The sequence below is a fragment of the Sphingobacterium sp. NPDC055346 genome (genome assembly GCF_053645235.1).
This window is the reverse complement of record NZ_JBSHMI010000009.1, coordinates 76,237-100,585: the sequence shown is the minus strand read 5'-3', so window position 1 is coordinate 100,585 and position 24,349 is coordinate 76,237. Positions and strand designations below refer to the sequence as shown.

Here is a 24,349-nt window from a genome sequence, read left to right as displayed (position 1 = left end):
ATTCGAATATACACATAAAAAAAGCCCAATAATGGGCTTAGTTCTTAATAGGGTTTAAAGATCTTTATTTCTTGTTTTTCAGACCTTGGATTCCTAGGCGTAGATCTTGAGCTAATGTCTTGATATCCTGCAGGCCTTTTCTTACTCGTGTACCAGCGGCACTATTCCCTTTTGCAAAAAACTTGTCTGCGTCATTTTCTAATCCGTCAATTAGAGACTTCAACTCTTTGAATTTATCAATACTTGCCATAACTTTTAGATTTATTTATAATTTTTAATAGTAACTCACTTAAAATTAGCATCTTTTTTCTATAAACAAAATCTAAAAAACAAAAAAGGTGACCTTTTCAAGCCACCCTTTATTTATTAAATAGGATAAGATTAATCTACATTATCGTGTAGAAAGGAGTTATTCGGTCTGATTTCAGTCTCACCATCATCAAAAGATAGGGTGAAACGGGAAACCTGAGATTCTGAGGAATGAGGAACATCATCCAATGTTTTTTGCTTTCTTTTGTAAGCTGGCTCATTCTCAAGCTCTTGAAGACCATTTGAAGACTTCAACTTCATGCTCAGTTCTTTCAGGCGAAGGATACGCTCCTTGGTTTTCAACAACTGATCTTCGAAATTAGTTTCTTCTTTCTTCGCTTCTTCCAACTCGATTTCAGCTTTTGGCTGAACAACTTCGTTCACTGGTTCTGGAGTTGGCTCTTCCTTCTCTTCAGTAGGTTTGTATGTATCAAATACAGTAGGCAACTTGAACTCGAACAGTGATGGCGAAGTCTTTAATTCAAACCCATGTGGATTTGGATCTTCCTCAATTTCTTCCACATCAGAGTTATCATCTAATTCCAATGTATGGCGAACGATTTGAGATTCGTTTTTTTCCACTGCATTTGCTTGTTGGGCAGCTACTGCTGCTTTGTTTGAAAACAAGTCGCTTTGTGGAGCTTGATTCGATGGCGAGTCAACTGGCGTACTAGGCTTCACGAAAGCACTAGCTTCAGTATTGCTTCTATCCACGAATTGATTGGTCGTTACCGGTTTAACGAATGCTGAAGTCGATACCTCAGGAGTCAAAGGAATGGCAATCTTTTCCATTTCTTTTTCCTTCACACGCTCTTCAGAAGTCTGAAAACCAGTAGCGATTATGGTTACTGAAAGTTCCTCTTCGTAGTTTGCATCGATACAGTTACCCCAGATTAAGTCAGCTGAAAGGCCAGCTTTTTCTTGGATATAGTCTGTAATGATCGCAACCTCATCCATGGTTACTTCACGGGTACCGGAAGTAATGTTCAATAGGATGTAACGAGCACCTTCAATTTCATTGTCTTTTAATAATGGTGATGCCAACGCGCCTGTTACAGCATCTAATGCACGTTGTTCACCTGTTGCCACAGCATTACCCATGATCGCAACACCAGAATCGTTCATAACGGTACGAACGTCCTTGAAATCGACGTTTACATATCCAGGGATGGTGATGATCTCTGCTATACCTTTGGCCGCAGTGGTCAAGATATCATCTGCTTTGGCAAATGCAGCAGTCATCGTCAGGTTCCCGAAGATTTCGCGCAAACGGTCATTTGAAATAACTAGATAAGAGTCAACGTATTTGCGAAGTTCTCCCAAACCGTCTTCTGCTTGCATACGACGACGTTTACCTTCGAATGTGAATGGAGTTGTAACGATAGCAACGGTCAAGATTCCTAATTCCTTTGCTGCCTTGGCAAGCACCGGACTAGCTCCAGTACCAGTACCACCACCCATTCCTGCAGTAATGAAAAGCATCTTTGTATTGGTACCCAACATGCGTTTGATATCCTCAATACTTTCGATAGCTGAGTTTTCACCAACATCAGGATCAGCGCCAGCACCCATACCTTCTGTAAGACTCGCTCCCAATTGCACCTTGTTTGGAATAGGGCTAAGCTCCAAAGCTTGCGCATCTGTATTGCAAACTATGAAATCAACACCACTAATTCCTTGCTTATACATGTGATTGACTGCGTTTCCGCCGCCCCCACCTACACCAATTACCTTGATAATTGATGAGTTCTCCTTTAACATTTCAAATTGTATCGACATATATTTTATCCTATTTAATTCTTCATCAAGCCTTTACGTTAACACAACGCAAGTCAACAATTCTAATGTAATATTACCAAATTCTTAACAAGAGTTTTCCACATTTGTTAAAATGTGGAAAAAACAAGTCGATGTTGATAATTATTTCTTACCGATGAATGTGTCGTCGTCTATATCCGCCCCATCTTTGATCCAATCGCCTAAAAAACGAGTCAACCACCCTTCTTTTTTGTTTTGACCTTCCGCTATTTCTTTAACGCCTTCTTTCACTTTTCCTTGTGTTGGCGCAGTCTTTTTGATGAATTTCTCTTCATTCCTTTTCTCTTCTTCCTCGATCGACTGAATCCCTTTGATCAATAGACCGATACCGGTTGCATACAATGGGCTCTTCAATTCTTCAAATGCCTGCTTGTTCAACATATCGGTTTTTGCAAGGTATTCATTCGGATATCCAATGCGACAATCGATTCCAGTGATATATTCTACCAATTGAACCAAGTGCTTCAATTGTGCACCACCACCAGTGATCACGATTCCTGCAATCAATTTGTCTTCATAACCTGAAGATTTGATTTCGTAGAACACGTGCTCGATGATCTCTTCCATTCTCGCTTGAATGATATATGCTAAGTTCTTAACGGAAATTTCTTTAGCTTCTCTTCCTCTGATACCAGGTACACAGATAACCTCGTTCTCTTTGTTCTCATCGGCTAAAGCTGATCCGTAACGTACTTTCAATTGCTCAGCTTGATTGCGCAATACGGCACAACCTTGACGGATATCTTCCGTAACGATATTTCCTCCCAAAGGAATAACAGCCGTATGACGGATGATGCCCTCATGGAAGATAGCAACGTCGGTAGTTCCACCACCGATATCCACCAACACAACACCTGCAGTCTTTTCCTCTTCATCCAACACAGCCTCGGATGATGCAAGAGGTTCAAGAATCAATTCAGAAACTTCAAGGTCCGAGTTGTCCACACATCTCTTGATGTTCTTGATGTCGGTAACACGACCAGAGATGATATGGAAGTTAGCTTCCACTCTTCTTCCCGCCATACCGATTGGTTCCTTGATACCAGGTTCGTTGTCAATGGTAAATTCTTGTGGCAAGACATGGATGATCTCTTCTCCCGGAGGCAGTACCAACTTGTACATGTCCGAGATCAAACGCTCGATATCCAGGCGTCCGATTTCATCATCGTCATTCTTTGTTAAAATACCACGGTGTTGGATACTCTTGATGTGCTGTCCGGCAATACCTACATTGACAACTTTGATGTCAACATTGGATTGACCTTCAGCCACAGCAACAGCCTCACGGATACTTGTAACGGTCTTCTGGATGTTGGCAACAACTCCACGATTTACGCCGGCAGATTCCGCTTTCCCTACACCTAATAACTCAACCTTGTTCGATCCACTACGACGACCTACAGTTACGCAGATCTTTGTCGTACCGATGTCCAATCCAACGATAATTGGATTTTCTTTTTCATTTTCTACAATTCTAGGTTTCATATGCTGTGTTTGATGCTGTATGTAATTTGTTTCTTAAATCTTCTTGTTAATTTTCATTTGCAGGCTATCGATAAACCAATCGCCCTTGCGCTCGCAGACTATCTGTCCGCTATACTTCACGTTCACCTTGCTGTATGCATCGGAGCCTACCCTTGGAAGGATATGCGTATAGAACTTCTTCAAACGTTCCAACTTGTAGCTTAAAGAGTCTGCATTTCCGATGATCAATTGTTGGCTGCCCACTCTAGGAACGATCTCGATATCTCTTTCATCATTTACATAAAGTTGGACGATCTGGTTGCTCCAAAGCTCATCTGCTTTTGTTTCCTCAACGATCCTAACCAGGTCTTTCACCAACTGGCTCTGTACAGGCTCCAAAGACTTCTTATAGCCCTCTTTGATATTTCCGTTTGCAACCATGACATGCGGTACATATTTTAAGGTCACTGGAATCTTATTTCCTTTGGAGTCTACATAGAACTCCTGCCCACCTTGATTGATAATCCTGACAACAACCTCGCGCTGCTGAACGGAAACGCGCATTGTACCATCCATATCCATATGAACATCAGCATTGGATACATATGGTGATTTTTTCAATTCCGTTTCGATCTGTTGCAATGGCAATTGGTTCAATTGCTTGCCTACCACTGCTCCAAACTTCTCCTTGATCATCGATGAAATATCATTCTGATCAATGAAAGTCTCCTTTCCTTCTACCATCACTTTGAGTGCGGTACATTCTTGCACTTGGTCTTTCTTGTTGACCAAGCTCATCAACATGCCGACACCTACGATGGCCACTAATCCTAAGAAAAAATAGCCGACTTGACGCCATTGTATATTTCTTATTCTATTTAGCATGGTTCAATTCTTCTTTAAGAGGTTTCACCAATTTGTCAATATCTCCAGCTCCAACGGTTACCAATAATTCTGGATCTTCTGTTTTCACGATTTCCAGAACTTCCTCAGGGCTTACCAAACGCTTGTTTTCCAATTCGATCTTGTTCAGCAACCATCTTGAGTCAACACCTGGGATTGGCAATTCCCTCGCCGGATAGATTTCCATCAATAGCAACTCATCTGCCAAGCCCAACACTTCTGCAAAGCCATCAACAAAATCCCTGGTCCTGCTGAAAAGGTGCGGTTGAAAAACTACCGTCAATTTCTTGTTTGGGTACAGTTTTTTCATCGAGGTCAAAAATGCCCTCAACTCTTCTGGATGATGTGCATAATCATCGATGTACACATTCTTATCAGACTTCACGATATATTCAAAGCGTCTTTTCACGCCTTGGAAATCAGATAATGCCGCAACGATTTTATCAGCAGGGATATCCAAAAGATGAGCAACCGTAATGGCCGCAACTGCATTTTCAACATTGTGCAATCCTGGAATCCCTAAATGGATATCCTTTATCACTAAATCTGCAGAGTGGTAATCAAAATAGAACTCTCCATTTTCCACCCTTACATTTTCTGCATAGGCATCACAAACCTGCTCTCTTGCATAGCTGATATCACCTGAAAAAGGCAATCCAATCTTTACGATTTTCTTTCCGCCATCTACGACCCTATCCAGGAACATCTCAAAAGAAGTAATCAACTCCTGAGGATCGCCGTAGATATCCAAGTGATCCGCATCCGCAGACGTCACGATGGCAATATTCGGATGCAAGGTCAGGAATGAGCGATCATATTCATCGGCCTCAACCACCACTACATCATTTTCTCCAAAGAGAACATTGTTTTGATAATTGGTACTGATGCCGCCTAAGAAGGCTGAGCAATCAAAACCAGAATGTTTCAAAACATGTGCTACCATGGTCGAAGTTGTTGTCTTTCCATGTGTACCTGCAACTGCAATGGTAAATCTACTTGCAGAGATAAAACCAAGTACCTGAGAGCGTTTGAAAAGTTCATGTCCGTGATCAACAAAAAACGCTTTCAATTTTAGATCCTTTGGAATAGCAGGTGTGAAAATGATCAGGGTTTCATCGCTTGCCGATTTAAAAGAAGCAGGAACGGTATCCAAATCATCAGCATAACTGATCGGCATGCCTTCCGCTTCTAATGTTCTGGTAAGCTCTGTTGAGGTACGGTCATAACCGGTCACCTCACAGCCCAAACGACTAAAATAACGAGCCAATCCGCTCATGCCGATTCCGCCGATACCCAGTAGATAAACTCTTTTTATTTTGTCGATATTCATTTTCTATTTTCTATTATACTCAATACTTCTTGTGCGATCACCTCATCTGCGTCAGCCAAAGCCAATTTCAGAATATGTTCGCCTAGTTCTTTCTGCTTGCTTTCACCCTGAAACAAAGCCAAGACCGTAGGCACCAGCTCTTCACGAGCCACATTATCTTTCACCATCAGGGCGGCATCCTTTTCAACCAGGGCATTTGCATTCTTGGTCTGATGGTCATCCGCTACATTTGGCGATGGCACCAAGACCACTGGCTTTCCTACCACACATAATTCTGATATGGTCCCTGCTCCTGCTCTCGCCACGATAACGTCAGCTGCTGCATAAGCATAATCCATACGCTCTAAGAATGGCATCAACTTGATGGTCTCCGGTAATTGATCTGCCAGTTCAGCATTCAATTTCTCGTAGTAGTAGCTACCACATTGCCAGATTACCTGTATTCCTGCTGCCACCAATTTCTCCAAACCGGCTTTAATGCTATCATTCAAGGTCAATGCACCAAGGCTTCCACCAGTAACCAACAAGGTTTTCTTGTCCAGGTCCAATCCAAAAGCATGGATAGCTTCCTCTCGTTTACCTTCAATGGCTACTGAAGATTTACGGATCGGATTACCGGTCAACAAAACGCGGTCTGCCGGAAAGAACCTTTCCATGCCTTCATAGGCAACACAGATCTTTTTGGCCTTAGCACCCAACTTTTTGTTGGTCACCCCTGCAAAGGAATTCTGCTCTTGGATTACCGTCGGCAACCCCATCATATTCGCCATCATCAATAATGGTCCAGATGCATATCCGCCAACACCAATTGCCGCTTCCGCTTTAAACTCTTTAAGAACTTTCCTCGCCTTCCACAAGCTTTTCAACATCTTGAATGGAAGACTTATATTTTTCAGTAAGGACTGACGGTTGATCCCAACGATATCCAGTCCTACGATTTCATATCCCGCTGCCGGTACTCTTTCCATCTCCATTTTGCCATTTGCCCCTACGAACAGGATCTCAATATCTGGAGACAGGTTTTTTAACGCATTGGCTATCGCTATCGCCGGGAAGATATGCCCTCCGGTTCCACCACCACTTATGATTACTCGATGCGCCATTCAATATTTCAATTAAATTGAGCCAACTACCACTTTGCGTGGAGCCTTTACAACTTCTTTTTCTTCTTTAACTTTCAACTCTTCAACATTACGGCTCACACTTAGGATGATCCCTAAGGCTACACTCGTAAACAAGATCGATGTTCCCCCCATACTCACTAATGGAAGAGGAACCCCGGTCACTGGTCCAAGACCAACGGCAACCGCCATGTTTGCCAAAGCCTGAATCGTCAGACTGAAGCCCAACCCGGCTGCCAGAAATGCCCCGAAGGCCCGCGGACTTAAGGTGACAATCCGGATACATCGATACATCAATGCTATATACAGGAAGAGCAACACCGCCCCTCCGATCGTGCCATACTCCTCAATGATAATGGCGAAAATAAAATCTGAATATGGGTGAGGCAAAACGTTACGCTGAACACTGTTACCGACACCTTTACCAAACATCTCACCCGTAGCAATCGCTATCTTGGCATTGTTTGCCTGGTAGTTTTTATCATCCTGAAAGGACCCTTTCCCTTCATGCACTTCTTCTGTATTGAAGAAACCCTGAATACGGCTGATATAAGTAGCTCGTCTAGGCCCCATAAAGATCACCAGCATCAACAGCACTCCTCCGCCCATACACACCACTGCAATCTGTTTAAAACTGATACGACCGATCAACAATAACAATACACTCACCCCAAACAGCATCAAGGCTGTCGAAAGGTTTGCCCATGCGATCAATACGAACACAAAACAAACCGCTCCCATGATCGGAATAAAGGATTTCTTCACGTCCTTGATCTCCTCTTGTTTACGGGACAGCATCCTCGCCAAGAAGGTAATCAAGGCCAATTTCGCTAAATCCGAAGTCTGGAAAGTCTGATTGATCACCGGAATGGTCAACCAACGGCTGGCATCATTTACCTTGCTACCGAAAACAAGGGTATATAACAACAATGGAATCGTGACTACCATCAACAACTTGGATATCCCAGCATAATAGCGGTAATCCAACTTATGTGATAGATACATCATCACTAAACCAGCAACAACGATGAAAAGGTGTTTGAATAAATAAAGTTCTGTACCTTTTCCTTCCTTGTATGCCAAGGTGCCTACTGAGCTATAAACAGCTAATAGTGACCAAATGGATAGCAAGATCACAATGATCCAGATCCATTTATCGCCTTTTAGTTTAGAAAAAATGTATTCCATTGTCCTCCTAATTATAAAGTCATTACCGCTTCCTTAAATTTATCACCACGATCTTCGTAGTTCTTGAACCAGTCAAAGCTGGCACATGCTGGCGATAACAATACGGTATCACCTTTCTTCGCCAAATGAGATGCGATCTGAACAGCATCACTCATCGAGGCGCTATTGACGATTACATCCGTATCATCCTCAAAAGCCTCATGAATACGGCCCGTATCCTTTCCGATACAGATGATTGCTTTCACTTTTGATTTCACAAGGTCTTTCAACATTTCATAATCGTTGCCTTTATCTACACCACCCATGATCAATACGATATCCGTAGAGAAACTCTCAAGTGCATACCAAACCGAATTGACATTGGTCGCTTTAGAATCATTGATATAATTAACCCCACCGATACAAGCTACATGCTCCAATCTGTGTTCCACGTTCACAAATGAACCCATGCTCTCCTTCATCGTTTGGTTCCTCAATTCCTGAGCCTTAGCAACCAGTCCTGAAGCCATGTTGTTGTAAACATTGTGCTTGCCTTGCAGTGATAATTCTTCGATATTCATGATAAAAGCTTCTCTATTTGGTATTAAAATGTTCAAATTCTTCTCCTCGTCCAGATACGCACCGGTATCTACGGTTCCTTCCTGTGTAAATGGCAGGTGCATTGCTGCTGTTGGATGTTTCTCCAGGGCTGCCATCGTCTCCGGATCATCTTTACAATAGATAAAGTAATCCGTCGGCTTTTGATTTTGAACCATGCGGAACTTCGAGGCCACATAATTCTCCATCTTATAATCATATCGATCCAAATGATCGGGTGTGATATTCAAAATCACGGCAACATCAGCGCGGAAGTGGTACATATCATCCAGCATAAAACTGGAGATCTCCAAAACGTAAGCATCATGTTGCTCTCTAGCTACCTGCAAGGCAAAGCTATTTCCTATATTTCCAGCTAGACCTACATTCAGACCTGCATTCTTCAATACATGGTAAGTCAACAAGGTTGATGTTGTCTTGCCGTTTGAACCCGTGATGCACAATAATTTGGCATCCGTATATTGAGCTGCAAACTCGATTTCCGAAATGATCGGTAGGCCTAAACCTCTTAGTTCTTTTATCAATGGAGCCTTCTCCGGAATCCCTGGGCTCTTCACCACTAGATCGGCGTTGATTACCAATTCCTGTGTGTGCTGCCCCTCTTCAAATGCAATCCCCTCTTTTTCCAAAGTGGCTTTATACGTATCAGCTATCGTTCCCATATCTGACACAAACACATCAAAACCCTTATCCTTACCTAGGATCGCTGCACCAACTCCACTCTCGCCTGCGCCTAAGATCACTAGGCGGCCAGTTTGAGGGTAATATGTGTGTGCTATATTCGACATCTTCTTCTACTATCTTACTTTCAATGTAACTATGGTTAATATGGCCAACATGATCGACACGATCACAAATCGCGTCACGATCTTGGACTCATGATAACCCTTTTTCTGATAATGGTGGTGCAAAGGCGACATCAGGAAAATCCTTCGGCCTTCGCCATATTTCTTCTTGGTATACTTGAAGTAAGAAACCTGAAGGATAACCGATAGATTCTCGATCAAGAAAATACCACACAATACCGGAATCAATAATTCCTTACGGATCAGGATCGCGAAAGCAGCAATGATACCACCGATCGCCAAACTACCCGTATCTCCCATAAATACCTGTGCAGGGTAGGCATTGTACCAAAGGAAACCTGTACAGGCTCCAACAAATGCACCCGCGAAGATTACCAGCTCACCCGAATTCGGGATAAACATAATGTTCAGGTAATCCGCAAAAATGATGTTACCGGATACATAGGCCAATATGGCCAAGGTAATCCCCATAATAGCGGAGGTTCCCGTGGCGAGGCCATCGATCCCATCTGTAATATTCGCTCCATTGGAGACTGCCGTGATGATAAACACGACAACAACCAAGAAAACAAAGAACGTTGCCAAAGGGCTATTGATACCGAATACGTCCAACACTTTGGCGTAATCGAACTCATTGTTTTTGTAAAAAGGAATGTTCGTCTTGGTAGACTTCACATTCTCGGCATAGGTCTTCTCCCCTGTTGATGGATTGATGATCACTTCCACCGGTTTTGAAGAAGTAGGATTTGCCACTTGCTGTCTAGCAACAATCTCAGGGTGGAAATACATCGTGATCGCGATCAATACGCCCAATCCCACTTGACCAATCACCTTGAACTTCCCAGCCAATCCTTCTTTATTCTTACGGAATACTTTGATGTAGTCATCCAAGAACCCGATTGCACCCATCCAGATTGTTGTAATGATCATCAGGATGATGTAGATATTATCCAATTTTGCAAAGAGCAATGTTGGGATCAAGATACCGGCGATGATGATCAGACCTCCCATTGTAGGGGTTCCTTGTTTTTTCTTCTCACCTTCCAATCCTAAATCACGGATGGTCTCTCCCACTTGTTTTTGATGCAGTAAACGAATCAATCGGCTACCAAATACCGTTGTGATGATTAACGAAAGGATGACTGCCATGGCCGTACGAAACGAGATATATTGGAATAATCCAGCACCTGGAATATGTACGTGCTCGTTAAGCCAAGTGAATAAATAGTAAAGCATGCAGTCTAATTATGTTCGTTAAAAATCTTTATTAATTCCTCTTTATCGTCAAAGTGATTTTTCACCCCATTGATATCTTGGTATTTCTCATGTCCTTTTCCAGCGACCAAGATCACATCCCCTGGTTGTGCTAGATGGAAAGCAGCACGGATAGCCTCTCTTCTATCTGTAATCGAGAAAACATTCTTGCGCTTATCTCCAGGAATACCAACTTCCATTTCTTTGATAATGGCAGCAGGGTCTTCCGTTCTTGGATTGTCCGAAGTCAGGACCACTTTATCGCTCAATCGTGAGGCTACTTCTGCCATCTCTGGGCGTTTAGTCTTATCACGGTCTCCACCGCAACCCAACACCGTCAGGATCTGTTGACCAGGCTTTCTCAATCCGCCAATGGTTTCCAGAACATTTTCCACCGCATCAGGGGTATGGGCATAGTCCACAATGGCAACCACACCTGTAGTAGATTTTAAGGTTTCAAAACGCCCCTCAGCACCAGTGATCTCACTCAAAGCCATCAACACCTTTACAGTCTCCTGCTCCAATAAAATGGAAGCACCGAACACTGCCAATAGGTTATAGGCATTGAAATCACCGACCAATTTCACCCACACTTCCTGTCCGTCAACCTGCAATAACATCCCATCAAAATGGCTTTCCAAGATTTTTGCCTTAAAGTCCGCCATTTGGTGCAAGCCATAGGTTTTCTTATGGGCAAACGTATTCTGAAGCATCACCTGACCATTTTTATCATCGATATTGGTCAATGCAAATGCATATCTGTCTAAATCATCAAAGAACTTTTTCTTCGCCTTGATATAGTTGGCGAAAGTTCCATGGAAGTCCAAGTGATCATGCGTGATATTGGTAAAGATGCCACCCGCAAATTTCAACCCTGCGATACGCTGCTGAACAACAGCATGCGAACTCACTTCCATAAAACAGTAGTCACATCCATCTTCCACCATTTCCTTCAACAGGGAATTCAATGATATGGGATCTGGAGTGGTATGGGTCGCTTCAACAATGCGCTCACCGATCTGGTTCTGTACCGTAGACAATAGGCCTACATGAAAACCCAATCTGCTGAACAGGTTGAAGAGCAAGGTAGCCACGGTCGTTTTCCCATTGGTACCTGTCACGCCCACTAACTTCAGTTTCGAGGATGGATTTCCGTAAAATGTAGAGGCCATTACACCCAGTGCATAAGCCGAATCGCCGACTACCACATAAACTACATCTTCCTTGATTTCCTCTGGTAATTCTTCTACCAGCACCACGGAAGCACCTGATTCAATCGCTTTATTGACGAAAAGGTGTCCATCGGTCTGATGCCCACGAACTGCCACAAATACACTGCCCTTAACCGCCTTTCTTGAATCCAAGCATAGCGAGCTAACCTCTGTGTCCAGAGACCCTCGGTAATCAATTACCGGAATGGCATGTAGCAACTCTTTCAACAACATATTAATTCAATTCTATTAGAACATGGGTGCCAGGTTTTAATTTCTGACCAGCAACCAATGATTGATTTATTACTCTTCCTTTTCCCCTTACAGTGGTCTTGAATCCCGCATTCTCCATCGCGTAGATTGCATCTACCAATCCCATTCCTTTCACGTTCGGCACTACACCTTCCTTAAACTCTGCCACTGTAAATGCGCCCGCCGAATGGTTCGCTGAATCCTTATCAGCAGCAACAATGGAATTCCAGTTCACGGCCTGCACGCCCAACATCTCATAGACCTTCGCCGTAGCATCCTTAGAACCTTTCAAAGTATATGGAACTTTATTTCCAGCTACATTTACTTTTCTATTGTTAAATGTCTTGTGCAATGACAGGTCATTTGCAAAAACCATATCAGCCAACTCTCTAAATACAGGACCTGCTACCGAACCACCATAGTATCCATTCCTAGGATTACGAATCACGACGATCATCGAATACTTTGGATTCTCCGCTGGGAAATAACCTGCAAATGATGATTGGTATCTTCTCGCTCCATATCCCCTTGCACCATCAGCCATCTGCGCTGTACCTGTTTTACCTGCAGATGAATAAAGTGGGCTCTTCAATTTCTTACCGGTCCCTTCAACCATCACCCCTTCCATCATCTTCTGCATCTTACCGATCGCCTCTTTGGAAGCAATCTGCTTATTGATCACCCTAGCTTCAAACTTCTTAACCGTTGAACCTAGGTGTTGAATTTCTTTTACAAACAATGGAGCCAACATCTTACCATCATTGGCAACTGCATTGTACAAGGTCAATGTCTGCAATGGCGTTAATTTCAACTCATATCCATAGGCCATCTGTACCAAGGACAGCTTGCTCCAAGACCTGCTGTCCGGCATTTTCACCCAAGGATTTGCCTCACCGGGAATTTGCAAGCCTAATGGCTTGGCCATTCCCCACTCGTGCAATTTGCCAGTGAATTTCTCTGGATTCTTGCCATATGCATTCCCGATCGTTTTGGCAACCCCCACGTTGGAAGACTCTTCAAATGCCTCCTTGATGGTCACCTTTGATTTTTTCGGTGGGTGAGAATCTCTAATGGTATGGCCAGGAACTTTCCAGGTACCATTACCGATATCGATCACTGTATTGGTGTCAACCTTATTATCATCCAATGCCACCAGGTAGGACGCAACCTTGAAAGTTGAACCAGGGTCAGCACCTTGCGCAATGGCATAATTAAATTTCTCTCTATATACCCCTTCACCATCTCTGGTAAAGTTGGCAATCGCACGTACCTCTCCAGTTTCCACCTCCATCAGGATCACACAACCGTTGTCTGCATTACTGATGATCAGCTGTTTTTCCAAGGCACGTTGCGCCATGTCCTGCATGTTCACATCAATGGTGGCAATGATATCCGAACCATCGGTTGGAGCGACCTCCATCTCACGGTTTACCGGAATCCATACCCCACCAGCAATACGCTGCATCAACTGCACCCCGCTCTTACCTTCGATATAATCTCCGTAAGCACCTTCCAATCCAACACGAACGGTATCGCCCTTGCTGTTTTTATAACCAATGGTACGGGCTGCCAAATTCGTGAATGGCAGGATACGCTTGTTTTCTCTTACTGCTATCAAAGAACTGGAGAATCTTTCCTTCTCTTCCTTAAAGTTTCTCAACAAAGGAAAGGTCTTTAGGACCTTCAACTGTTGGTGTGATACATTACGCTTGATCAAAACGTAACGTTGTTTTTTAGCCCTTGCCTCTTTCAACTGAGTCAGGTACTGTCTGGCCGATTTATCCTTAAAATAGGTCGCTAGCTTACTGGCCAAAGAATCCACCCGAGCATTGAACACATTGTTGTGCTCGGATGGAATGGCCATCGCATCAAACCGTATCTCATATTCCGGAACAGAAGTAGCCAGTAAACTTCCGTCATTGGAATAAATATTTCCTCTCGCCGCTTCGATTACGCGTTCGCGTATCGTCAAGCTATCTGCAATCTCACGCCACTTATCACCGTCCACATATTGCAAATGCAATAATTTCCCAAATACCATTAAAGCACCAAAAACCATCAGGCCAAACGCCAGGTACACCCTAATCAATATGGACTTCCTAATATTCATGTTTTGGTCTTAATCTTTATTTTACTTCCCTTACTATCTCCAACTTGATTGGCGGTTCCGTTCTTTCTTTCAAGCCCAAGGTATCCGCACGTTTTGCAATCTCTGTCTGCGTGGTCAATTTCATCAACTCGGCATTCAACGATTTATAGTCCCAACCTAACTCCTTCACTTCCCTGCCCAACTTATCGATCCTTCTAACCGTGTTCTCTGCCAAGTGACGGTTTGAGATATACAGCAAACCTAATAAGGCAAGAAATGCCACGAAAGGCAGATTCTTGGCAACTAGGTATGTAGAAAGCTTTTTCTGAGAAAAGAAGGTCTTCAGGAAGTCTTGGGTTTCCTCAACCTTTTCCTCCAGTGCATCAGACATCTCCTCTTGCACTTCCTCACTCAGTTCATTTTGCTTTATAGTATTTCTCTTTGCCATATACCTTCGCTACTATATTTTTTCCGCAATCCTCAACTTCGCACTGCGTGCTCTGTTGTTCTGTTTTACTTCATCTTCCGAAGCAACGATCGCTTTTCTACTGATCACTTTAAATGGCTTGATCTCATTCCCAAAGAAATCTTTCTCCACTTCGCCCTTAAACTTCCCTTTGGCCATGAAATTCTTTACCAACCTGTCTTCCAATGAATGGTATGACATGACTACCAAACGACCTTCCGGTTTTAAGACCAATGAGGTCTGCTCCAAAAACTCCTGCAAGGCTTCCAGCTCTTTGTTCACCTCAATGCGCAGGGCTTGAAAAACCTGAGCATGATATTTATGCTCTTTGCCTTTAGGAACCAATTTCTGGATCACCTGCTTCAACTCGGCCACCGTCTGGATCGGATTGCTCAATCGGCTCGTCACAATGGTTTTGGCCAAGGATTTCGCATTCTGGATCTCACCGTACATCCCAAAAATCCTGTGCAATTCCTCTTCAGCATAGGTATCCAGTACTTTACGGGCATCCAAATCAGCTACTTGATCCATTCGCATATCCAGATCCGCATCAAAACGGATGGAAAAGCCACGGTCTGCAGCATCAAATTGATGCGATGAAACACCAAGGTCAGCTAAAACCCCATCCACTTGTTTCACCCCTTCCAGGCGCAAATAATTTTTTAAGAACTTGAAATTTTGATGGATCAATGTAAATCGATCATCAGGAAGTGTGTTTTTAATCGCATCTGGATCTTGATCAAAAGCGATCAATCTGCCATTTGGCCCCAAATGCTTCAGGATTTCCTTCGAGTGTCCACCACCCCCAAATGTCACGTCTACATAAATCCCGTTTGGCTTTATCGCTAGTGCGTCGATACATTCCTGCAACATCACAGGAACATGATATCCAATTTCATTATTCATTGTCATCTCCTGCAAAGTTAAATCCACCCATTACCTCCTCAGCCAATGCAGAAAAATCCTCGTCAGTACTATTGTCCATCATTTTTTCGTATTCGTCTTTCGCCCAAACCTCAATCTTATCAAACTGACATTGCAAGAAAACCTCACCTTTGATATTGGCATATTCCAGCAATGATTTTGGCAAAAGAACCCTACCTGCAGAATCCAAAGAAAGCTCCGTAGCACCACGCATAAACTGACGGATAAAGTTCCTGGTCTTCTCGTTATACTGGTTCAATTTCGAAAGCTGGTGCATCTTCTTGCTCCATTCTTCTTTGGTATAGATCACTAAATTCTTCTCAAAACCGCGATTCATAACAAGCCCCTCACGCTCTACATCAGGCAGTTGCCTTTTGAGCGCAGCAGGGACCACCATTCTTCCTTTGGTGTCTAGCTTGCATTCGAATTCTCCGATTAATTGAATCATTTCCTATAATTCTACTCTAATTTTAATGTAAAAGTATACACTTTCTCCCACAATCTCCCACAATGCCCCACAAAAAAGTTTTCCACATAGCCTATCAACTACAAAAAAGCCCTTTATTGCACTTTAAAAGCATAATAACATTGAAATACAATAAATTAAGAATTGTAAAAATCATCTCCATAACAGTAATATTTGGCCCCAATTCTCTTGTTTTTAAGGAATTGTAGACTCAAAAAACAGCAAAAGTGGGGCGAAGTGGAGCAACTGGAACCAAATGACATGTCGAGTGGGGCAAAGTGGTAGAATCGGCTATTTTTTGACCTAGATTTCATAGGGCTTTTGCTCAAGTCCAACCCTCCTTCTGGTTATTACTTAAATATTCTTTATTCTCGCATAAATGCGATAATTTTGTGGCTCAATAAAATTGAGATAATCATGCACAGAACACATACTTGTGGCGAATTAAGAATTGAAGACCTAGGAAAAACCGTAACCCTGAGCGGATGGGTACAAAAATCACGCGATTTAGGTGGAATGACTTTTATTGATGTTCGTGATAGATATGGTATTACTCAGCTAACTTTCAATACCGAAGACAATGAATCACTTCGTAGCCAAGCCCGCGAATTGGGAAGAGAGTATGTTATTAAGGTTACAGGTACCGTTATTGAACGTTCCAGCAAAAACCCTAAAATCCCTACCGGAGAAATTGAAATCAAAGTCAGCAACCTTGAGGTACTGAACGAATCAAAATTACCTCCTTTTACTATAGAAGATGAAACAGACGGCGGTGAAGACATCCGTATGAAATACCGTTACCTGGATATCCGTAGAAATCCCGTAAAGAACAGCCTATTGTTCCGTCATAAGGTAACCCAAGAGGTAAGAAACTATTTATCTGCCCTAGATTTCTGCGAGATCGAAACACCTTATTTAATAAAGTCCACACCTGAAGGTGCCCGTGACTTCATCGTTCCATCACGCATGAACCCTGGTCAGTTTTACGCACTTCCTCAATCTCCACAGACCTTTAAACAACTGTTGATGGTGGGTGGAATGGATAAATATTTCCAAATCGTGAAATGTTTCCGTGACGAGGATTTACGTGCTGACAGACAACCTGAGTTTACACAGATCGACTGTGAAATGTCTTTCGTAGAACAAGAAGATATCTTGAACGTATTCGAAGGAATGACCCGTCACCTATTAAAGTCCATCCATGGAATCGAATTGGATCAATTCCCAAGAATGACTTTTGACGAAGCGATGCGCACCTATGGCAACGACAAACCAGATATCCGTTTCGGAATGAAGTTTGGCGAACTGAATACCGTAGCTCAACATAAGGACTTCGCGATCTTCAACAATGCCGAATTGGTTGTTGGTATCGCAGTTCCAGGCGCTGCTTCCTACACTAGAAAACAGATCGATGAGCTAGTTGACTGGGTTAAACGTCCCCAAGTAGGTGCTTCTGGAATGGTCTATGTAAAATGTGAAGCTGATGGAACTTATAAATCATCAGTAGATAAATTCTACGACCAGGCTGACCTAGCTAAATGGGCCGAGGTAACCGGCGCTCAAACTGGCGACCTGATCTTAATCCTTTCTGGACCTGCAAATAAAACAAGAGCGCAATTAAGCGCCCTGCGTATGGAATTAGGAAATCGCATGGGCTTACGTAAGCCGAACGAATTTGCTCCACTATGGGTAGTAGACTTCCCGTTATTGGAATGGGATGAAGAAACGGAAAGATTCCACGCTATGCACCACCCATTTACATCTCCGAAAATCGAGGATATGCCTTTATTGGATACTGACCCAGGAAAGGTTCGTGCCAATGCATATGACTTGGTGTTGAACGGAAATGAAATCGGCGGTGGCTCTATCCGTATCCACGACAAGGATATGCAAGCCTTGATGTTCAAGCACCTAGGCTTTACTCCTGAACAGGCACAAGCGCAGTTTGGCTTCTTAATGAATGCTTTCCAATATGGAGCTCCTCCACATGGTGGTTTAGCATTCGGCCTTGACCGCTTGACCGCAATCTTAGGAGGTCAGGAAACCATCCGTGACTTTATCGCATTCCCGAAAAACAATTCCGGACGCGATGTCATGATCGATGCTCCTGCTGAAATTGCCAAAGAACAACTGGACGAACTAAGCATCAGCTTAATCGAACCGAAAAAATAAAAAACACAAAAGCAAAAATAGCGGTCAACGAAAATTGACCGCTATTTTTTTGTTCATAGCTCAAATTTTGAACAGCGCTTTAGTTATAAACATTTTACTGCCTTTAGCAGATATTTTTTTATCTTTAAAATTGGTTGATTATCACGCTCAACCTTTATTTTTGCATGAGCAACAGAACATCCCTATGGCACAGACAGTAGCTGAGAAATTCCTGAAAGATAGTGCTTCAAAATCCTTCGATTTACAGCATAGACAGATTATCAATAATAACATTGATAAGTATGAGCATGCTTTTGAAAAAGGGAAAAGTAAGTTCCTAGATCTCGAAAATTCCAAGATCAAGGCAAACCTGATCAAATGGAAGGTAATAGAGAATCTGGATCGCTATCTCCTGGATTTTGAATCCAATTTTACAGCGCATGGCGGCAAGGTCATTTGGGCAAACGATGCTGAAGAAGCTCGGGAGGAAATCTGGAAGATCATGGAACAGCACCAAGCCAAATCGGTAGTAAAATCCAAATCCATGGCCACCGAGGAAATTGAGCTCAACCATTTCCTGGAAAAGAAAAACATTGAGACCATTGAAAGTGACTTGGGTGAATTTATCATTCAACTGCTTGGTCAAAAACCGTATCACTTCGTCACTCCTGCCATGCACCTCAGCTTGGAGGAGATTGCGAAACTTTTCCATGAAAAGTTTGACACCCCATTGGAAGCTACAGCTGAAGAGCTCACGATGAAAGCCAGGGAAATATTGCGAGAGAAATATACCCAAGCCGATATCGGAATCACAGGAGCAAACTTCCTATTGGCAGATACCGGTGCCATCGCCATTACCGAAAATGAAGGAAATGCCCGATTGACTACCACCTTCCCTAAAGTGCATATCGCCGTTGTAGGGATCGAAAAAATATTGCCGAGCATAAACGACCTAGACCTTTTCTGGCCTTTATTGGCCACCCATGGAACTGGTCAAAATCTAACGGTATACAATACCGTCTTATCTGGCCCAAGGAAAAACACGGAATACGATGGCCCTGAGGAGATGTATGTCATCCTCTTGGACAATGGCCGTACCAATGTACTTGAACAGAAAGAGCAACGCCAAGGATTGTACTGTATCCGTTGTGGCGCTTGCCTCAATGTATGCCCAATCTATCAAAATATTGGTGGCCATACTTATGAAACAACCTATCAAGGTCCTATTGGCTCCCTGATCTCACCTCACTTGAATGGCATGAAAGAATTCAAGCATCTCAGCTATGCTTCTTCCTTATGCGGAAAATGTACAGAGGTCTGTCCGGTAGGCATCGATATCCAAAAGATGCTTTTGGTAAACAGAAGGGATGCCGTTCAACAAGACCTGGTTTCTTCAGTAGAGAAGAAAGGCTGGAGCATGTTCACTTGGGCAATCCAAAAAAGAAAACTCCTTGATTTCTTCGGAGGAAAGACCAAAAACTTCTTTGTCCGAAACTTCTTCAAGAAAGCTTGGGGAAACCAACGCGAACTTCCAAAAATCGCCGATAAATCTTTTTCCCAGCAATGGAAAGAAAAACAGAAAGATAAGTAGATAAATCTTATTGAACAGGTCCATTTTTTGAACCAGGATGTTCGGGATTCGAGGATGGACCAAGATCTGGGAATGAACCAGGATTCAACAGAGTTGAGGATAGACCAAGAAAGGGGAATGAACTAGGATGTGGCTCGACTATGCTCCTTTAGCTTTCTATGAATACAACTCCAGCGCATTTCCAATTCTGAACGGTCAGTGAAGAATCCGTTCGGTTCTCCTCCATCAGGCCCTGTCATTCTGCACCGAAAGGTGCAGGAACTGTACGCCAAAAAACTCATTGCTTGAATGGTTTCGATAATCTTTTTGCCTCAGATTAACTTGAAAAAGTAACAAAGAAAATTATTGTCAATTCGACTTCGTACTTGAGGATCCTTTAGGTTCCTATAGTCGATGATTTTTACGCCCTTTGGTAAATTTCATCTTCCAGACTTTTTTTTAATAGAAAAAAGGTTCACTTTCGCGAACCTTTAAAAATAAAAACATTAAAAACCTATTTATCTCCTCACTTTTACTTTTCTGTATCGACAATTGACTTACTATTTTCTGCCATACGGATAAACTCTGCACGATAGCCTTCATCATCCTTTCCTTTTGCAGCTTTTGCACGGGCGATCAAGCTTGAAAAACTTGAGTTTTGCTTGTAATCTGAATTACGCAACAACATCCCAAATTCAGCAACTGCTGTTGCAAAACGGAAATCCTCACTCACGGTATCAAATGCTTTTGGAGCATCTTTCACGACAGTCTGCTGCAATTCACTCTTGTCCGATTTAGGGTCTTTGTACCTGAATTTCACGGTTGCCAATTCTCCATTCTTAGACCCCAGATTTGGTTTATCGTTATTCTGGTATTTCAATGGATCCACCGTTCCAATAATTGAACTCTTAACACCTACCGGAATGATTTCGTAGATCGCAGTTACGGTATGTCCAACGCCCATATCTCCACCTATTTTAGCATCATTATTGAAATCTTCCGCTTCCAATAAACGGTTTTCATATCCAACCAATCTATAGGCTTGCACATAAGCCGGATTAAACTCCACTTGAATTTTCACATCCTTGGCAACGGTAAATAAGGTCGCTCCAAATTCAGTCACCATAGCCTTTCTTGCTTCTGAAATATTATCGATATAAGCATAGTTGCCTCTTCCTTTGTCCGCCAAAGTCTCCATCTTACTATCTTTCAGGTTTCCCATTCCATAACCTAATACAGTCAGGTTAACCCCACTTTCGCGTTCTTTGGCAATCAAGTCTTCCATCGCTTCATCACTGGACTCACCCACATTGAAATCTCCATCCGAAGCCAGGATAATTCTATTGTTTCCATCTTTAATAAAATTTGCTCGGGCAATCTGATAGGCTTTCTTAATTCCTTCTCCACCGGCAGTAGAACCTCCAGCTGTCAGTTCATCAATGGCAGTCTTGATTTTCATCTTTTGATCCCCACGGGTACTCTCTAATTTTACTCCAGCAGAGCCTGCATAGGTAACAATGGCAACCTTATCTTCTGGTCTCAATTGGTCCACCAGCATCTTCAAGGAAGACTGCACCAATGGTAATCTATTATCTCCCATCATAGATCCTGATACATCGATCAAGAAAACAAAATTGGATGCCTTCAAATTTTCCTTAGGAATATCTTTTGCCTTCAAGGCGATACGCATCAACTGATGCTCCTTATTCCAGGGCGAAGTGGTTAGCTCTGTATAGATCTTCACGGGCTCGCCATTGGTCGGACCTTGTAGGTCATATTGGAAATAATTGATCATCTCCTCTACCCTTACCGCATCTTTAGGCGGCAGATTACCTGCATTGATCATTCTTCTTACATTAGAATAAGAAGCAGCGTCCACATCTACCGCAAAAGTTGACAAAGCTTCTTTTGTAGGAGAAATAAAACCGTTCTCTTCAAAACGACCATAAGTTTCCGTATTTTGAGGTCTAGGTTGCAAATATAAACCGTTTGAATGTGCCATTGCACTGCCGGTTACCCTCTTTTGTGCTTTATTACCATAGCCTACAACAACAACTTCATCTAATAAGGCTTCCCTTGCTTGCAGTACTACCTTTATGCTATTCTTCTTTCCTACCTTTACTTTTTTAGTTTCGTACCCTAAAAATTTAAACAGCAAAATATCTTTTTCAGCAGCTTTTATGGAAAATGCTCCTTGCTGATCGGTCAGCGTTGCTTGCTGCTTTCCTTCCACGCGAACCTCCACACCGGCGAGTGCCAGCTGTGTTCCCGCCTCAGTTACAATACCTTTGATCATTCTTTCTTGGGCTAGTCCGCTACCACCTAGAGTAAGCAAAAAGACTAATAATGCAAATATTTTATTCATGACTAGTAAGTTTTGCCAAAGGATGCAGAAAAAATCAAATTTCCATAAACGAGAAAAAAAAATTAATTTTCAGCAGTAAATGAGCACTAGGACCTTGTCAAAACAGAAAAATCTATCGGATGAAGATCTGCTAAAACTCTATCTGCTGGATGGCGACCTCAACCATCTGGGCGACCTCTATCAAAAGCATAGTGAAATGGTCTATTATGTGTGTTTACGATACTTTAAAGAGCCTGAACGCAGCAAGGATGCGGTCATGCAAATCTTTGAGGAACTCATCGACAAAGTCAAAAAACAAGATATACAGGATTTCCCCCGCTGGCTCTACGTGGTCAGTAAGAACCATTGCCTGATGGCACTGCGATCTGCAAAAAACAAACAAGAAATTGTTACAGATAATTTTGTGGAATTTTCAATGAACCTGCATCAGGAGGAAAACTATCAAGAAAGGGAGGAACAGTTATTGAGACTGGAAAGCTGCTTGGATACCTTAATAGAAAAGCAAAAGAAAAGTATTCAGCTCTTTTTCATCGAACAGAAATGCTACAAAGAAGTGGTTGATATAACCGGCTACAGCATGAACGATGTAAAAAGCTATATCCAAAATGGCAAAAGGAATTTGAAGAACTGTATGGAAAGGAATTCTCATGAATAAGAACTTTGACATAGCATATCTACGCAAATACGTGAACGGAGAACTGAGCGACTCCGAAATGTATGCTATTGAAAAGGCATCCCATGAAGATGAACTTTTAATGGATGTATTGATGGGATTGGAGGAAGAGAAAAAACTGAACAACCCTCTTGAGGTCGCAGATCTTCATTCCGCAATTTTCGAAAGGACGCATCCTGCGAAGGTTAGACCATTCGGCTTCTATAGAAACCTATCGATCGCAGCCTCGGTATTACTGGCATTAGGTATCGGTACGATTTGGTACTTAAACAGGGACCAGAACAAGGTCGCTGAGACAATGGAAACCGTGGCCATGGACAACAAAGCCGATGTGCCGACGGATACCACGCTGAACAGTATACATTTGGACAGTTTAGATGGCCTCTCCGAAGAGGACAACCTGATTGCCCTTGCTACACCAGCCGAACCTGCTCCAGCTGGAGCGGAAGCTTCAGCCCAAAGGAAAAAAAACGCGAATACTGCAAAACCTACGGTAGAAGAAGTGCTTGCTGATAATTCCGATGTTTTCTTAAGGGAAGTTCCTCGATCGGACACAAGTACTTTCCATGATAAAATTGACAATCGAATAGCTTCAAACGAAATGGGATCCTTCAAAAAGATAGACAAAACCAATGTCATCCTGATGAATGGAAAGACGCCAGCGAAGTCAAAACAAACTAGCCAAGCTGCAGTTGCTTCGGCCGACCGCGTAAGCTCCCTCCAAGACGTTAAAAAGTTAGCGACCGGCCGTGTCCTAGATCAGCAATCTGGAAGGCCGATCGTTAGTGCATCGGTGCGCGATGTCAAGACCAACGATGTGGTCATGACCGATTCTTCTGGCCAATATATACTGCCCTTGACTTCAGACAATCAAAAACTGGAAATCCTTTCCCTAGGTTACGAGAAAGAATTGATCACTGCCAGCAACAATAAGATCGTGCAACTCAAACCAAGCTTTGGAGCACTTGATGAAGTAGTTGTCGTTGGCTATGGAAATAAAACGGAAAAGGTAAAATCAGAACCTCTAGTAGGTTGGGTTGCCTACAAGAAATACATCAACGATAATTCTTACCAAACCCTGTTGGGCAAAGGCTCCGTTACCTTGATCTTCGATATTTCAACATTCGGTAGGCCGATTGATATCAGCATCAAGAAATCAAGCAATCCTGACCTAAGTCAGAAAGCCATTCAGATTATCCACAATGGACCAGATTGGAAAAAAGGTAATGATGGCAAAAAGATTGAAGTCAAGATCAATTTCAGATAAAATACATCCCCTTTAAAGTTTAATCTTGCTAAAATAAAAAAGGATAAATCATGAATTCATCCTATCTATTGCTCTGAAAATTCTTCGAGAATGCTTCGAGACATATTCGAGACATATTGCCAGAT

19 protein-coding genes are annotated in these 24,349 nt (G+C 42.6%); 4 read left to right on the top strand and 15 right to left on the bottom strand.

Translation table 11 applies throughout. The features are described 5' to 3' along the window. Positions 1–64 precede the first annotated feature (64 nt). From ACWICE_RS17405 to mraZ, 14 genes are all read right to left on the bottom strand, one after another. A complete protein-coding gene (locus ACWICE_RS17405; protein ID WP_185214346.1) occupies positions 65–250 on the bottom strand; it encodes a histone H1 in 186 nt (61 codons plus the stop codon). Between the two features lie 131 nt (positions 251–381). Continuing rightward, positions 382–2,088 carry a cell division protein FtsZ gene (gene ftsZ, locus ACWICE_RS17400; protein WP_185214345.1) on the bottom strand — a complete coding sequence of 569 codons (1,707 nt, stop codon included), beginning with the start codon at positions 2,086–2,088 and terminating at the stop codon, positions 382–384. Between the two features lie 141 nt (positions 2,089–2,229). Next, on the bottom strand, positions 2,230–3,612 hold the full coding sequence (gene ftsA, locus ACWICE_RS17395; protein ID WP_185214344.1) for a cell division protein FtsA: 1,383 nt from the start codon (positions 3,610–3,612) through the stop codon (positions 2,230–2,232). A gap of 33 nt (positions 3,613–3,645) precedes the next feature. Further along, positions 3,646–4,476 carry a cell division protein FtsQ gene (locus ACWICE_RS17390; RefSeq protein ID WP_185214343.1) on the bottom strand — a complete coding sequence of 277 codons (831 nt, stop codon included), beginning with the start codon at positions 4,474–4,476 and terminating at the stop codon, positions 3,646–3,648. After that, positions 4,466–5,824, bottom strand: a complete 1,359-nt coding sequence (murC, locus tag ACWICE_RS17385; protein WP_454298883.1) for a UDP-N-acetylmuramate--L-alanine ligase — start codon at positions 5,822–5,824, stop codon at positions 4,466–4,468. The genes ACWICE_RS17390 and murC overlap by 11 nt, the downstream gene beginning before the upstream one ends. Then, complete coding sequence (murG, locus tag ACWICE_RS17380) at positions 5,821–6,927, bottom strand: undecaprenyldiphospho-muramoylpentapeptide beta-N-acetylglucosaminyltransferase (protein WP_313261148.1); 1,107 nt, start codon at positions 6,925–6,927, stop codon at positions 5,821–5,823. The genes murC and murG overlap by 4 nt, the downstream gene beginning before the upstream one ends. 12 nt (positions 6,928–6,939) lie before the next feature. Next, positions 6,940–8,133 (bottom strand): FtsW/RodA/SpoVE family cell cycle protein, encoded by a 1,194-nt coding sequence (locus ACWICE_RS17375; protein WP_185214340.1) that lies wholly within the window; start codon positions 8,131–8,133, stop codon positions 6,940–6,942. An 11-nt stretch (positions 8,134–8,144) separates the two neighbouring features. Next, a complete protein-coding gene (murD, locus tag ACWICE_RS17370) occupies positions 8,145–9,518 on the bottom strand; it encodes a UDP-N-acetylmuramoyl-L-alanine--D-glutamate ligase (RefSeq protein ID WP_454298882.1) in 1,374 nt (457 codons plus the stop codon). A 9-nt stretch (positions 9,519–9,527) separates the two neighbouring features. Continuing rightward, positions 9,528–10,772, bottom strand: coding sequence for a phospho-N-acetylmuramoyl-pentapeptide-transferase (gene mraY / locus ACWICE_RS17365; RefSeq protein WP_185214338.1), 1,245 nt, complete (start codon positions 10,770–10,772; stop codon positions 9,528–9,530). Between the two features lie 5 nt (positions 10,773–10,777). Further along, a complete protein-coding gene (locus ACWICE_RS17360; protein ID WP_454291287.1) occupies positions 10,778–12,235 on the bottom strand; it encodes a UDP-N-acetylmuramoyl-L-alanyl-D-glutamate--2,6-diaminopimelate ligase in 1,458 nt (485 codons plus the stop codon). 1 nt (position 12,236) lies between these two features. Continuing rightward, positions 12,237–14,363 carry a penicillin-binding protein gene (locus tag ACWICE_RS17355; protein ID WP_185214336.1) on the bottom strand — a complete coding sequence of 709 codons (2,127 nt, stop codon included), beginning with the start codon at positions 14,361–14,363 and terminating at the stop codon, positions 12,237–12,239. A gap of 16 nt (positions 14,364–14,379) precedes the next feature. Further along, positions 14,380–14,790, bottom strand: a complete 411-nt coding sequence (locus tag ACWICE_RS17350) for an FtsL-like putative cell division protein (protein WP_185214335.1) — start codon at positions 14,788–14,790, stop codon at positions 14,380–14,382. Positions 14,791–14,802: 12 nt separating this feature from the next. Next, complete coding sequence (rsmH, locus tag ACWICE_RS17345) at positions 14,803–15,720, bottom strand: 16S rRNA (cytosine(1402)-N(4))-methyltransferase RsmH (RefSeq protein ID WP_454298881.1); 918 nt, start codon at positions 15,718–15,720, stop codon at positions 14,803–14,805. Further along, the gene (gene mraZ, locus ACWICE_RS17340) at positions 15,707–16,180 is read right to left on the bottom strand and encodes a division/cell wall cluster transcriptional repressor MraZ (RefSeq protein WP_454298880.1); all 474 of its coding nucleotides are present in this window, start codon (positions 16,178–16,180) and stop codon (positions 15,707–15,709) included. The genes rsmH and mraZ overlap by 14 nt, the downstream gene beginning before the upstream one ends. A 435-nt stretch (positions 16,181–16,615) precedes the next feature. Between mraZ and aspS the strand changes: the two genes are divergently transcribed. Both aspS and ACWICE_RS17330 read left to right on the top strand, forming a co-directional pair. Further along, positions 16,616–18,370 carry an aspartate--tRNA ligase gene (gene aspS, locus ACWICE_RS17335; protein WP_454298879.1) on the top strand — a complete coding sequence of 585 codons (1,755 nt, stop codon included), beginning with the start codon at positions 16,616–16,618 and terminating at the stop codon, positions 18,368–18,370. Positions 18,371–18,554: 184 nt separating this feature from the next. Then, the gene (locus ACWICE_RS17330; protein ID WP_185218547.1) at positions 18,555–19,940 is read left to right on the top strand and encodes a LutB/LldF family L-lactate oxidation iron-sulfur protein; all 1,386 of its coding nucleotides are present in this window, start codon (positions 18,555–18,557) and stop codon (positions 19,938–19,940) included. 511 nt (positions 19,941–20,451) lie between these two features. Here the strand turns inward: ACWICE_RS17330 and ACWICE_RS17325 are convergent. Next, a complete protein-coding gene (locus ACWICE_RS17325; protein WP_454298878.1) occupies positions 20,452–22,284 on the bottom strand; it encodes a YfbK domain-containing protein in 1,833 nt (610 codons plus the stop codon). A gap of 79 nt (positions 22,285–22,363) precedes the next feature. Here ACWICE_RS17325 and ACWICE_RS17320 point away from each other — a divergent pair, with 79 nt between their 5' ends. Together ACWICE_RS17320 and ACWICE_RS17315 are read left to right on the top strand one after the other, a co-directional pair. Further along, the gene (locus tag ACWICE_RS17320; protein ID WP_185214330.1) at positions 22,364–22,939 is read left to right on the top strand and encodes an RNA polymerase sigma factor; all 576 of its coding nucleotides are present in this window, start codon (positions 22,364–22,366) and stop codon (positions 22,937–22,939) included. Further along, positions 22,932–24,224, top strand: coding sequence for a carboxypeptidase-like regulatory domain-containing protein (locus ACWICE_RS17315; RefSeq protein ID WP_185214329.1), 1,293 nt, complete (start codon positions 22,932–22,934; stop codon positions 24,222–24,224). The genes ACWICE_RS17320 and ACWICE_RS17315 overlap by 8 nt, the downstream gene beginning before the upstream one ends. Positions 24,225–24,349 lie beyond the last annotated feature (125 nt).

Coding starts and splice junctions, on each gene's coding strand:
- ACWICE_RS17405 (WP_185214346.1), bottom strand. CDS start 250: ATGGCAAGTATTGATAAATTCAAAGAGTTGAAGTCTCTAATTGACGGA.
- ftsZ (WP_185214345.1), bottom strand. CDS start 2,088: ATGTCGATACAATTTGAAATGTTAAAGGAGAACTCATCAATTATCAAG.
- ftsA (WP_185214344.1), bottom strand. CDS start 3,612: ATGAAACCTAGAATTGTAGAAAATGAAAAAGAAAATCCAATTATCGTT.
- ACWICE_RS17390 (WP_185214343.1), bottom strand. CDS start 4,476: ATGCTAAATAGAATAAGAAATATACAATGGCGTCAAGTCGGCTATTTT.
- murC (WP_454298883.1), bottom strand. CDS start 5,824: ATGAATATCGACAAAATAAAAAGAGTTTATCTACTGGGTATCGGCGGA.
- murG (WP_313261148.1), bottom strand. CDS start 6,927: ATGGCGCATCGAGTAATCATAAGTGGTGGTGGAACCGGAGGGCATATC.
- ACWICE_RS17375 (WP_185214340.1), bottom strand. CDS start 8,133: ATGGAATACATTTTTTCTAAACTAAAAGGCGATAAATGGATCTGGATC.
- murD (WP_454298882.1), bottom strand. CDS start 9,518: ATGTCGAATATAGCACACACATATTACCCTCAAACTGGCCGCCTAGTG.
- mraY (WP_185214338.1), bottom strand. CDS start 10,772: ATGCTTTACTATTTATTCACTTGGCTTAACGAGCACGTACATATTCCA.
- ACWICE_RS17360 (WP_454291287.1), bottom strand. CDS start 12,235: ATGTTGTTGAAAGAGTTGCTACATGCCATTCCGGTAATTGATTACCGA.
- ACWICE_RS17355 (WP_185214336.1), bottom strand. CDS start 14,363: ATGAATATTAGGAAGTCCATATTGATTAGGGTGTACCTGGCGTTTGGC.
- ACWICE_RS17350 (WP_185214335.1), bottom strand. CDS start 14,790: ATGGCAAAGAGAAATACTATAAAGCAAAATGAACTGAGTGAGGAAGTG.
- rsmH (WP_454298881.1), bottom strand. CDS start 15,720: ATGACAATGAATAATGAAATTGGATATCATGTTCCTGTGATGTTGCAG.
- mraZ (WP_454298880.1), bottom strand. CDS start 16,180: ATGATTCAATTAATCGGAGAATTCGAATGCAAGCTAGACACCAAAGGA.
- aspS (WP_454298879.1), top strand. CDS start 16,616: ATGCACAGAACACATACTTGTGGCGAATTAAGAATTGAAGACCTAGGA.
- ACWICE_RS17330 (WP_185218547.1), top strand. CDS start 18,555: ATGGCACAGACAGTAGCTGAGAAATTCCTGAAAGATAGTGCTTCAAAA.
- ACWICE_RS17325 (WP_454298878.1), bottom strand. CDS start 22,284: ATGAATAAAATATTTGCATTATTAGTCTTTTTGCTTACTCTAGGTGGT.
- ACWICE_RS17320 (WP_185214330.1), top strand. CDS start 22,364: ATGAGCACTAGGACCTTGTCAAAACAGAAAAATCTATCGGATGAAGAT.
- ACWICE_RS17315 (WP_185214329.1), top strand. CDS start 22,932: ATGAATAAGAACTTTGACATAGCATATCTACGCAAATACGTGAACGGA.